Source organism: Aeromonas sp. Y311-2, assembly GCF_027706025.1.
In the GTDB taxonomy this organism is placed as follows: domain Bacteria; phylum Pseudomonadota; class Gammaproteobacteria; order Enterobacterales; family Aeromonadaceae; genus Aeromonas; species Aeromonas veronii.
On record NZ_JAPDCL010000044.1, the window covers coordinates 1 to 9,811 of the forward strand.

Below are 9,811 nucleotides of genomic sequence, written 5' to 3' on the forward strand. Positions count from 1 at the left end.
CACGCTTAAAAATAATAAAAGCAGACTTGACCTGATAGTTTGGCTGTGAGCAATTATGTGCTTAGTGCATCTAACGCTTTTAGCAGGGGCGCGACGTCAGGAGCGTCCCTTGCCTAAACTTGTTAAGGCATTTGTGAACAAACGCCACCAGTATTTTGGTTTAGAACCAATGCATACTTCATACGAATACAGCCTATCTCGAATCAAGCAGGAACCATCCAAGATTGGCATAAAAGGTACATTCAACCTTTTCACTGCATCCCATTGGTGCACGTACTCGGTCTTGCAACTCGGACACTTTGGGTTTGCACCAGGAACAAACCTACCCCCGCAAGGGCAATCTGGAAGAGTTGCTGCTATTCGATCCAAGAGCTCTTGATTGATTTCATTTTCATACAGTAATGCATGGTCCTGCTCTCTATGGATTACATTCGAGCAAGTATCACAGAAAAAATGCGGGCAACTGTCGCTCATGCCGCTCGATTGCCAGGCAGGAGTTTCCTTCCCACACTTTGGGTTTGGGCATTTCATTCTTCCTATCCATGGTGCATTCGCTTCGTAATGTACGATTTTCATGTAGCCTTAACGCCTGGCACAGCGGATCGCAAACCTGGCGCGGCTTTTGGTACAAAAGGCGTGACAGGTTTGCGAATCCGTTGCTGCCACTTGTTAACCCTTTTGCCAGATTTGGTAACTATAATTTATGTTAGAGGCGAAGTCTTGGGTAAAAACTGGCCTAAAATTGCTGGGGATTTCAGGAAAGTAAACATCACCTTCCGGCTCGATGTCTATTGTAGATATATGTAGTGTATCTACTTGATCGATCAGGCTTTTGTATATCTCCCCACCACCTGAAACAATGACATGATCCGTTATTTTCTTTAGGTTGGTTAAAGCATCTTTAATTGATGGAAAGATCAATACGTTCTCATTGTCAGATGTAAAACTTGAACGTGTTACGACCGCATACTTTCGGTTGGGTAATGCTCCCATTGATTCAAAAGTCTTGCGTCCAACCAACAGCCATTGGTTATAGGTAATAGCTTTAAACAGGAGCTGTTCACCTTTGGCACTCCATGGAATATCAGGGCCATTCCCGATAACTCCATTCTTCGATATAGCTACCATTAGTGATAGTTTCACAATTCTTCCTCAGAGGTTAACTTTGTTTTAGGGCGACTGCCCTGCTGCGTAACATCGTTGCTGCTCCATAACATCAAACATCGACCCACGGCGTAACGCGCTTGCTGCTTGGATGCCCGAGGCATAGACTGTACAAAAAAACAGTCATAACAAGCCATGAAAACCGCCACTGCGCCCCTATCTCATCTGCGCAAGGCAGAACGTGAAGACGGCCGCCCTGGACCTCGCCCGCGAGCGCCAGGCGCACGAGGCCGGCGCGCGGACCCGCGCCACGGCCCACGAGCGGACGCCGCAGCAGGAGCGCCAGAAGGCCGCCAGAGAGGCCGAGCGCGGCCGTGAGGCTTGGACGCTAGGGCAGGGCATGAAAAAGCCCGTAGCGGGCTGCTACGGGCGTCTGACGCGGTGGAAAGGGGGAGGGGATGTTGTCTACATGGCTCTGCTGTAGTGAGTGGGTTGCGCTCCGGCAGCGGTCCTGATCAATCGTCACCCTTTCTCGGTCCTTCAACGTTCCTGACAACGAGCCTCCTTTTCGCCAATCCATCGACAATCACCGCGAGTCCCTGCTCGAACGCTGCGTCCGGACCGGCTTCGTCGAAGGCGTCTATCGCGGCCCGCAACAGCGGCGAGAGCGGAGCCTGTTCAACGGTGCCGCCGCGCTCGCCGGCCTGCTCCTCAAGCACGGCCCCAACAGTGAAGTAGCTGATTGTCATCAGCGCATTGACGGCGTCCCCGGCCGAAAAACCCGCCTCGCAGAGGAAGCGAAGCTGCGCGTCGGCCGTTTCCATCTGCGGTGCGCCCGGTCGCGTGCCGGCATGGATGCGCGCGCCATCGCGGTAGGCGAGCAGCGCCTGCCTGAAGCTGCGGGCATTCCCGATCAGAAATGAGCGCCAGTCGTCGTCGGCTCTCGGCACCGAATGCGTATGATTCTCCGCCAGCATGGCTTCGGCCAGTGCGTCGAGCAGCGCCCGCTTGTTCCTGAAGTGCCAGTAAAGCGCCGGCTGCTGAACCCCCAACCGTTCCGCCAGTTTGCGTGTCGTCAGACCGTCTACGCCGACCTCGTTCAACAGGTCCAGGGCGGCACGGATCACTGTATTCGGCTGCAACTTTGTCATGCTTGACACTTTATCACTGATAAACATAATATGTCCACCAACTTATCAGTGATAAAGAATCCGCGCGTTCAATCGGACCAGCGGAGGCTGGTCCGGAGGCCAGACGTGAAACCCAACAGACCCCTGATCGTAATTCTAAGCACTGTCGCGCTCGACGCTGTCGGCATCGGCCTGATTATGCCGGTGCTGCCGGGCCTCCTGCGCGATCTGGTTCACTCGAACGACGTCACCGCCCACTATGGCATTCTGCTGGCGCTGTATGCGTTGATGCAATTTGCCTGCGCACCTGTGCTGGGCGCGCTGTCGGATCGTTTCGGGCGGCGGCCGGTCTTGCTCGTCTCGCTGGCCGGCGCTGCTGTCGACTACGCCATCATGGCGACGGCGCCTTTCCTTTGGGTTCTCTATATCGGGCGGATCGTGGCCGGCATCACCGGGGCGACTGGGGCGGTAGCCGGCGCTTATATTGCCGATATCACTGATGGCGATGAGCGCGCGCGGCACTTCGGCTTCATGAGCGCCTGTTTCGGGTTCGGGATGGTCGCGGGACCTGTGCTCGGTGGGCTGATGGGCGGTTTCTCCCCCCACGCTCCGTTCTTCGCCGCGGCAGCCTTGAACGGCCTCAATTTCCTGACGGGCTGTTTCCTTTTGCCGGAGTCGCACAAAGGCGAACGCCGGCCGTTACGCCGGGAGGCTCTCAACCCGCTCGCTTCGTTCCGGTGGGCCCGGGGCATGACCGTCGTCGCCGCCCTGATGGCGGTCTTCTTCATCATGCAACTTGTCGGACAGGTGCCGGCCGCGCTTTGGGTCATTTTCGGCGAGGATCGCTTTCACTGGGACGCGACCACGATCGGCATTTCGCTTGCCGCATTTGGCATTCTGCATTCACTCGCCCAGGCAATGATCACCGGCCCTGTAGCCGCCCGGCTCGGCGAAAGGCGGGCACTCATGCTCGGAATGATTGCCGACGGCACAGGCTACATCCTGCTTGCCTTCGCGACACGGGGATGGATGGCGTTCCCGATCATGGTCCTGCTTGCTTCGGGTGGCATCGGAATGCCGGCGCTGCAAGCAATGTTGTCCAGGCAGGTGGATGAGGAACGTCAGGGGCAGCTGCAAGGCTCACTGGCGGCGCTCACCAGCCTGACCTCGATCGTCGGACCCCTCCTCTTCACGGCGATCTATGCGGCTTCTATAACAACGTGGAACGGGTGGGCATGGATTGCAGGCGCTGCCCTCTACTTGCTCTGCCTGCCGGCGCTGCGTCGCGGGCTTTGGAGAAATTCTTCAAATTCCCGTTGCACATAGCCCGGCAATTCCTTTCCCTGCTCTGCCATAAGCGCAGCGAATGCCGGGTAATACTCGTCAACGATCTGATAGAGAAGGGTTTGCTCGGGTCGGTGGCTCTGGTAACGACCAGTATCCCGATCCCGGCTGGCCGTCCTGGCCGCCACATGAGGCATGTTCCGCGTCCTTGCAATACTGTGTTTACATACAGTCTATCGCTTAGCGGAAAGTTCTTTTACCCTCAGCCGAAATGCCTGCCGTTGCTAGACATTGCCAGCCAGTGCCCGTCACTCCGCGGTCTTCACTGCGTGATCGAGTTGATCGACACCCGCCGTGACACGCTCCATGAAGTGCCTGCCTGCGTCTGTTAGCCGAACGCCCCGCGCATGGCGCTCAAATAGCAGGACACCAAGGTTATCCTCCAGCGCTTTCACACGCGCGCTGACGCTCGACTGGCTGATACCAAGTGCCTTGGCCGCATGCCGAAAATTCAGATGCTCGGCGACGGCGATGAACTGAACAAGGGAAATGAGCGGTATCCTGCCAGACAGGATACCGACATTCACGAGGTTTCGATGGTTAGTGCGCCGCATCGGAGCGGGCCTGCTACCAGTCGTCGGTTAGACGACTGGCGACTTCTCGGTGGCAGCCCCACGGAGCCGAAGGAGCACCAGCCCCAACGAAACCAGTACCGCCATCGCCGTGGCGTAACAGATCACGGGCCACGCTGTGTCACCGTTTAAAAGTGCCACCGCCAATGTCCCGACAATGCTGACTATCAGGCTTTGAACGCAGAAGTAGAACGCGACCGCTGATCCCGCGATGTCGTCGAACTCTGCCAAAGCGCCGTTCGCGGTAACGGACACCGTGAAGACAATACCGACCGCGACAACCCACATCGGTAGGATGAAGGTGAGGAATGACGGCGAGCCGTAAAGTTCGCCGATCCCCAACAGGACCGCTCCGCAAACAAGCAACGCCATCCCACGCGCCACGCATCCTGCGATGCCCCATCTGGCGACAAAGGACTTCGCGAAACGGGTTGTCACGATCATTACAAGCGCGACAGTGGCGAAGGCAAAGCTGAATCCGATCTCGGAATATTCCGCTTGGCCTATGAGCACACGGGGAGCCGTCGAGAAGAAGACGAAGTAGGTGCCCATACCGGCGCTAAAGCCGACAGTGTAAACCCAAAAAGCCGGACTCGCGAAGATCGGCAAGACAGATCGGCGCGTCTTGACTTGATCCAGAGGGCGGGTTTCGTGCCACCTGAAACCCGCATTTAGGAGTGCGAGCATCGCCAGTATAGCCAAAGTAATGAATATCGCCTGCCATCCCAAGAACTCGCCGATCAATGTTCCGGCGATAGGGCCGAGCGCAGGCACGAACGCCAGCATCGAACTGAAAAGGCCGTAGATGACGACACCCTCAGGACGGTTGGCATAAACGTCGCGAACCGTCGCGAACGTCGCCACCAGCATGGCCGACGCGCCCACTGCTTGAAGTAGACGGAAAGCGACAAAGGCCGGTGCAGTTGAAGACCAAGCTGCTCCCAGAGACGCAATGACGAAAGCCGTTGCGCCCGCAAGTAGAATTGGCCGTCGCCCGATTCTGTCTGAGAGCGGACCAAAAATCACCTGGCCCACGCCGAGCATCACCATATAGAGGCTCAACGTGAGTTGGATCATAGCGGGCGTCGTGTTCAGGATGCCGGGCATCGCTGGAACGACAGGGAGATAAATATCCATCGCCAGTGAAGCGAGGATGTCGAAAGGAGCCATCAGCAGCAGTGCTGCCGGCAGCGTATAGGCCCACGCGGGGCGTGTGGTGGTCATGACGAATCAACCCTCGATTAAGGAATACCGGGCGACGTCTGCTCGTCAGCAATCAGATGAGACTAGCCTTACAGAGCGCCGCAACAACAATACTGGTTGTTGCGGCTTACTTGTCTGCTGACTTGGAATTTCCCATCTGATTACTCCACGCTTACGAATATGAATTGCTACATTTTATCCGATTATCTTTTGCTTCGCAATGCGGCATGGGCGCACTCAGCGTTCCAGCCCCCTCTGCCGCCCTAACTGCCACGACACCGACCCGCCCTGCACGATGCCCATAACCTCGCGGCCGAGTTGGCGGTCGATGATCGGCCGCCACGGGACAAGGGTGAACTCATGGGATTTCTCGACCACGGCGAACTTGCCGCTCGATAGATGCACGGTTCCGGTAAACTTGCCGCTGACGCTCTCGCCGTCCGTGGCGGCGCGGAACGGCAGGCCCTTACTCAAAGCCATATCCGATCCGACGCCGGCTACCTCGCGCTCCCGCAGGATGGCGAGAAGGTTGCGCCGGTAGAAGACGCGGCTGTCCCGGCTGCGGGTGGCGTCGCCCTGTTCGATATGGTGCTCGCGGCGCTGGTCCATGGCTTCGCGGACTTGTTGCCCGAAGCCGGTTGGCGCAAGGTCGGCCGTCTCGCCGTGGATCAGCCGCCGGTCCAGCCAGGTCGCGCCGTCCGATCCGATCTGTTTGTTCAGATCGACCGGGGAAAGGACGCGAACGCTGGCCTGACTGTCTCGGCCGGCGTCATGGGCGGCGGCACGGCTGACCAGATCATTGGGGATGCGCCATTGGTCGGCGTCGATCCGCTCGACGATACCGGCCCGGCGTAGCGCCTCCAGCCGGCGCACATGGGCATCGACATAGCCCTCATAGTCGCCGCCTGGAACGCGGCACGTATAGGAAGAATAAACGCCCTTTTCACCCAAGTCCAACAGCTTTGGACCGCAGTTGACTCTTTCGACACCCCTGCGATGCAACCCAATCCGGCTGACGGGGAGCCAGCAACGCTGAAAATTTACCCTCCTCTTTCCCACTAGCGGCTCCTTTTCCGACAACCAGCACGGCGGATCCCTGCCGCGGCGCTGTGAACGCAGCATTTTGATTGGTATCGTTGGCCTTCAGGCTCGTCAGTCAAACAGACCCAGGAGCAGCTCAGCCGGTGGCGCCCGGCTTTCGGGTAACGCCCTGGTCCCGCTGGTTTCGGCTTTGTGCTTCAGGTGATCAAGGATCTGCTTGATCACTATAGGGTCTTCAATGCAGGCGATGACTTTCATGGCGCCGCCGCAGCCGCTGCAGGTCTCGATGTCGATATTGAAAACACGCTTGAGCCGTTGCGCCCATGTCATCGACGCTCGCCGTTGTGCTGGTGTTGCCGGTTCATCAGCCACCCTGACCTTGTTGCCCCTGCCCCGTTTTGCCGGCGTGACCAACGCCCGGTGCCGACTGTTGGGTGCGAACACCCCGTGGAAGCGGGTTAGGTTGACTCTGGGCTTCGGTACCAGGGCGGCCAGCCTTGCAATGAAATCCAATGGTTCGAAAATGACGTGCGTGGTGCCGTCCCGGTACGGCGTCTTGAGCTGGTAGCGCACGTTGCCGCCTCGTGTTAACGACAGCCGCTTCTCGGATACCGCCGGGCGGCTGATGTACCGGCACAGCCGTTCGAGCTTCTTGCGTTCATCGGCCCTGGCCGCCACGCCGGCGTGCAGGCTGGACCCGGCTACCTTGCCAATCCCGTCACCGAACGGATCACCACTGGTCGGCAGAGTTTGCAAAGTGAACACCTTTCGCCCCGCCTGTGAACCGACAGCGATACGGTAAGTGATCGAGTGCCCCAGCAGGGGTGTCATCGGGTCGTCATCCACCGCATCCGAGGCCAGATAGCTGTTTTCGACATCCCGTTCCAGCAGGCCTTGCCGTTCCAGATAGCGACCCACCCGGTGGGCGATGGTGTGCGTCAGCTGGGTGAGCTCTGGGCTGGTCGGCGCCTTGACCCAGCGGAAACGCGCTGAGCCGTGGGATTGCTCGACATACACACCGTCGAGAAACAGCATGTGGAAGTGAACATTCAGATTGAGCGCCGATCCAAAACGCTGGATCAGGGTGACCGCGCCCGTCTTGGCCACTTGGTGGGTATGGCCCGCTTTCTTGACCAGGTGCGTGGCAATGACGCGGTAAACGATGCCCAGCACCCACCCCATGATCTCGGGCCGGCTGGCAAACAGGAAACGCAGCTGAAACGGGAAGCTCAACACCCACTGACGCATGGGTTGTTCAGGCAGTACTTCATCAACCAGCAAGGCGGCACTTTCGGCCATCCGCCGCGCCCCACAGCTCGGGCAGAAACCGCGACGCTTACAGCTGAAAGCGACCAGGTGCTCGGCGTGGCAAGACTCGCAGCGAACCCGTAGAAAGCCATGCTCCAGCCGCCCGCATTGGAGAAATTCTTCAAATTCCCGTTGCACATAGCCCGGCAATTCCTTTCCCTGCTCTGCCATAAGCGCAGCGAATGCCGGGTAATACTCGTCAACGATCTGATAGAGAAGGGTTTGCTCGGGTCGGTGGCTCTGGTAACGACCAGTATCCCGATCCCGGCTGGCCGTCCTGGCCGCCACATGAGGCATGTTCCGCGTCCTTGCAATACTGTGTTTACATACAGTCTATCGCTTAGCGGAAAGTTCTTTTACCCTCAGCCGAAATGCCTGCCGTTGCTAGACATTGCCAGCCAGTGCCCGTCACTCCCACTCGATTGTAAACAAGCACACAAAACCCTTTAGTGACAACAATTTGCAAGAACTATCAGGCTCAGTGCCATGAAAAATACCATGACCAGATCATGAGGTTGAACACGGCTTGCGCCGGCAGCGTTCACGCTCCTGGTCGGCGATCTCGCCCGGCTGCAATGCTAGCTCAGCATCGGTCATGCGCTCCAGCACGTCGCGTAGGCGGATGGTGCAAGGAATGGGCGGCAGCTCGAACTCATAGCCGCCGGCGATCATTTCGGCCGCAATCTCCTCGGTGATGAAAAACGGCTCGTCGTCTTGGTTCGGCTTCTTCATGCCCTTTCCTCCTGGCGCTCATCCTGGCCGACAGCGGCCAGGGCATCGGCTTCCGTCAATGCGTCCTCCACGAACGCGCCGTGCTGCTTCGCTTCGGCCTGGCTGACCTCGGCCCATATCCGTTTCACCTGGGCCGCACTGTACCCGGCCAGCTCGGCGGTCTTGTTGATGCTGTAGCCGGACTTGCGCAGCGCGACAACTTGGGCGCGGCGCTTCGGATCAGCACGGCGGCCCTTGTACCGCCCGGCCTGGCGGGCCAACTCAATGCCTTGGCGCTGGCGTTCGCGCCTGTCCTCGTAGTCGTCGCGGGCCATCTGCAAGGCCAGGCGAAAAAGCATGATCTGCACGGCTTCCAGCACGATCTTGGCGACGCCCTGGGCCTCGGCCGCCAGGTCGGATAGATCGACCACGCCAGGGACGGCCAGGCTTGCGCCTTTGGCCTGTATCGAGGCCACCAGGCGCTCGGCCTCGGGCAAAGGTAGGCGGCTGATGCGGTCGATCTTCTCGGCAATGACCACCTCGCCGGGCTGTAGGTCGCCGATCATGCGCAGCAGCTCAGGCCGGTCGGCGCGTGCGCCGGATGCCTTCTCACGGTAGATGCCGGCGACGTAGTAGCCGGCGGCCTTGATCGCCTCTTGGCGTTCCAAGTCCTGCGCGTCGGTGCTGACGCGCAGATAGACCCGCGCCACCATCGGCGCGGCTACTGGCTTCGTCCTGCGCATACTTGCGGGCTCCTTTGGGCATACGCAAAGTGTCCGGTCATGCTACCCCCGGCCAAAAAGGCCGTCATGCGATTTATCTTGGCCGGGTCGTTATTGGCGGGTCTAAATGGCCGCTCCGTGGATCTCATCGCCAGAAATGGCGATGCGAGATCCAGGGCAGGGCGGCCGCCATCGTCAGACCTGGCGATGGTCGACGCCGGCGCGCATCGTCGGATGTGGCGATGCGAGCTCGAGGTCGGTGGCCACCGCCGGCGACCTGGTGCCATCGTCGGCAATGGCGATGCTGCAGCTCGACGTGCGCGGCCTGGTCGTCTCGGCATCGTCGGATGCGGCGATGCTCGAGCGAGGCGAAAAAAAACCGCCTCGGGGTGTCCGAGGCGGCAAGTCTGCATGCGGTTCAGGGAGGAAGAAACCGCGCCGGCGATCAGGGAGGAAAACCGCGCGGCCTGATGTGCAGCTCGGCCACTTTAGCCGGATTTTTCGACTTATCCGATGCGAGCGGCCCGCCGTGGGCGCTGCTCGATCTGCTGTTGCTTTTTCTCGACGTGCTTCTGCTCCTGGTGCTGCTGCTCGTCGCGCGGCACTGTTGCAAAGTTAGCGATGAGGCAGCCTTTTGTCTTATTCAAAGGCCTTACATTTCAAAAACTCTGCTTAC

General features: G+C 59.0%; 10 protein-coding genes and 1 pseudogene. 2 read left to right on the forward strand and 9 right to left on the reverse strand.

Annotated features, from left to right (window positions below; translation table 11 throughout):
- Positions 1-669: 669 nt before the first annotated feature.
- Together dfrA1 and tetR(A) are read right to left on the reverse strand one after the other, a co-directional pair.
- Positions 670-1,143, reverse strand: coding sequence for a trimethoprim-resistant dihydrofolate reductase DfrA1 (gene dfrA1, locus OKC42_RS22040; protein ID WP_000777554.1), 474 nt, complete (start codon positions 1,141-1,143; stop codon positions 670-672).
- Between the two features lie 476 nt (positions 1,144-1,619).
- On the reverse strand, positions 1,620-2,255 hold the full coding sequence (gene tetR(A), locus OKC42_RS22050; RefSeq protein WP_039045916.1) for a tetracycline resistance transcriptional repressor TetR(A): 636 nt from the start codon (positions 2,253-2,255) through the stop codon (positions 1,620-1,622).
- A 105-nt stretch (positions 2,256-2,360) separates the two neighbouring features.
- Between tetR(A) and tet(A) the strand changes: the two genes are divergently transcribed.
- Complete coding sequence (tet(A), locus tag OKC42_RS22055; RefSeq protein WP_000804063.1) at positions 2,361-3,560, forward strand: tetracycline efflux MFS transporter Tet(A); 1,200 nt, start codon at positions 2,361-2,363, stop codon at positions 3,558-3,560.
- Here tet(A) and OKC42_RS22060 read toward each other — a convergent pair.
- The 7 genes and pseudogenes from OKC42_RS22060 to OKC42_RS22090 form a co-directional block, all read right to left on the reverse strand.
- Positions 3,506-3,715 (reverse strand): annotated as a pseudogene (locus OKC42_RS22060) (IS91 family transposase); the annotation flags it as partial. The gene tet(A) and the pseudogene OKC42_RS22060 overlap by 55 nt on opposite strands.
- 111 nt (positions 3,716-3,826) lie before the next feature.
- Positions 3,827-4,105: a LysR family transcriptional regulator gene (locus tag OKC42_RS22065; RefSeq protein WP_001100557.1), complete on the reverse strand. Its 279-nt coding sequence runs from the start codon at positions 4,103-4,105 to the stop codon at positions 3,827-3,829.
- A gap of 54 nt (positions 4,106-4,159) precedes the next feature.
- On the reverse strand, positions 4,160-5,374 hold the full coding sequence (gene floR / locus OKC42_RS22070; protein ID WP_023300759.1) for a chloramphenicol/florfenicol efflux MFS transporter FloR: 1,215 nt from the start codon (positions 5,372-5,374) through the stop codon (positions 4,160-4,162).
- 216 nt (positions 5,375-5,590) lie between these two features.
- Positions 5,591-6,475: a DUF3363 domain-containing protein gene (locus tag OKC42_RS22075; RefSeq protein WP_021598067.1), complete on the reverse strand. Its 885-nt coding sequence runs from the start codon at positions 6,473-6,475 to the stop codon at positions 5,591-5,593.
- A 30-nt stretch (positions 6,476-6,505) separates the two neighbouring features.
- Positions 6,506-7,999: an IS91-like element ISCR2 family transposase gene (locus OKC42_RS22080; RefSeq protein WP_001120888.1), complete on the reverse strand. Its 1,494-nt coding sequence runs from the start codon at positions 7,997-7,999 to the stop codon at positions 6,506-6,508.
- Between the two features lie 210 nt (positions 8,000-8,209).
- Positions 8,210-8,434 (reverse strand): hypothetical protein, encoded by a 225-nt coding sequence (locus tag OKC42_RS22085; protein WP_000743213.1) that lies wholly within the window; start codon positions 8,432-8,434, stop codon positions 8,210-8,212.
- Positions 8,431-9,156, reverse strand: a complete 726-nt coding sequence (locus OKC42_RS22090; protein WP_118854412.1) for a recombinase family protein — start codon at positions 9,154-9,156, stop codon at positions 8,431-8,433. Before OKC42_RS22090 ends, OKC42_RS22085 begins: the two co-directional genes overlap by 4 nt.
- A gap of 326 nt (positions 9,157-9,482) precedes the next feature.
- Here OKC42_RS22090 and OKC42_RS22095 point away from each other — a divergent pair.
- Positions 9,483-9,811: hypothetical protein (locus OKC42_RS22095; RefSeq protein WP_170868628.1), on the forward strand; the 329-nt coding region annotated here is incomplete at its 3' end.

Excerpts from the sequence above, each read along its gene's own strand:
- floR (WP_023300759.1), bottom strand. The coding sequence starts at position 5,374 with ATGACCACCACACGCCCCGCGTGGGCCTATACGCTGCCGGCAGCACTG.
- OKC42_RS22075 (WP_021598067.1), bottom strand. The coding sequence starts at position 6,475 with ATGCTGCGTTCACAGCGCCGCGGCAGGGATCCGCCGTGCTGGTTGTCG.
- OKC42_RS22080 (WP_001120888.1), bottom strand. The coding sequence starts at position 7,999 with ATGCCTCATGTGGCGGCCAGGACGGCCAGCCGGGATCGGGATACTGGT.
- OKC42_RS22085 (WP_000743213.1), bottom strand. The coding sequence starts at position 8,434 with ATGAAGAAGCCGAACCAAGACGACGAGCCGTTTTTCATCACCGAGGAG.
- OKC42_RS22090 (WP_118854412.1), bottom strand. The coding sequence starts at position 9,156 with ATGCGCAGGACGAAGCCAGTAGCCGCGCCGATGGTGGCGCGGGTCTAT.